1 protein-coding gene is annotated in these 1,249 nt (G+C 41.6%); it reads left to right on the top strand.

Features of this window, described 5'->3' with window-relative positions; translation table 11 throughout:
- The first annotated feature begins 367 nt into the window (after positions 1-367).
- Positions 368-1,156: a lipase family protein gene (locus AB4623_RS24140; protein WP_017064543.1), complete on the top strand. Its 789-nt coding sequence runs from the start codon at positions 368-370 to the stop codon at positions 1,154-1,156.
- The last annotated feature ends 93 nt before the right edge of the window (positions 1,157-1,249 follow it).

The following is a 1,249-nucleotide window of genomic DNA, read 5'->3' as shown; positions in this document are numbered from 1 at the left end:
CAATTCCACCACCAGGGCAACGCAATCTTGCGAGGCCGATTACTGAAAAGTAAAAACACCATCTCTCAGCGACCTAAGCCGTGAGAACGAGGTGTACTTTAACGGAAGGAAAAAATTCGTCAACAATAAATTTTATCTTTTAATTCAAGTGATTAATTATCGAACTCAAAAGAATAAATTTAGTGCAGCTTGTACGGTTCTTATACTTGGATTTCTAATTTAAACGGACAAATCACTGACAACCATTGATTCAAATACCAATTGAATGCGGTGATTTTATTGTTTTAAACCAAGCAAATGGCGTTTTCATGTGCTTTTCACATTCAACGATTAGAGTTTGAAGTAACTCTTATTAAGAAGTAAACATGTGAAACCACTAAAACGATATCAATATGAGCGCTATGCCGTTCTTTGTAACCTCGCCTACCCTAGAGTTTTTAAGCAGACTCGCTATGGTTTTGACCCTAATGGACAACGCATCATCAAGAACCAGTTTGGTAAAACCATGATTAGAGTGTTGTGGAGTAGCGACAAAGATGAAGTGGTTGTGGTAATCAAAGGATCGCACAGTATCTCAGATTGGCTACTAACCTTTGCTCTATGGACAAGAAGCTGTAAGAGAATTGGGCTCAATTATCGTGTGCATGCGGGTTTCTACCATCTAATGTTTCAAGAGAGCCAGCCAAGTCGTAATGAAGATAAGCTTGGCTTAACCGTTATTGAGCGCTTGGAAGCCACGCTCACACCTCTCATCGAACAAGGAAAAAGAGTGTCTATTACTGGCCACTCTTCCGGAGGCGCTATCGGTTGTGTCTTCGCTGATTACTTTGATCAAAAGTACCCAGGCTGTATTAAACGAATAGTGACTTTTGGCCAACCCGCCATTGGTGATTGGAGCTTTCGAAAGCACTATCGCATGAGTAAGAAGACCTACCGAATTTGCTGTGACATCGACATCGTGACCTTCATGCCACCGGTTCCTTTGCTCTATTGGCATGTAGGTAAAGTGCTTTGGCTTTATAACGGACGAATCTATGAGAACACTCCTACATTAATCCGCCTTGGTCGCTCTATCTTTAGTTGGCTGATAAGACCTTTCTCTTACCACTTGATGAGCAAGTATATCCGTAACAAAGATTTCTTTGATAAGCATTGAAATGGGTACGTAGGAAGCTTTTAGCGGGGCCAGAAACGAAAAAACCAGTCACTAGGACTGGTTTTTTCTGAATTATGGAGGCGCCTCCCGGAG

The organism is Vibrio sp. 10N.222.52.C12 (assembly GCF_041474215.1).
GTDB classification, from domain to species: Bacteria; Pseudomonadota; Gammaproteobacteria; order Enterobacterales; family Vibrionaceae; genus Vibrio; species Vibrio crassostreae_C.
The sequence above is the reverse complement of the archived record's forward strand: the minus strand, read 5'-3'. Positions and strand labels throughout refer to the sequence as shown.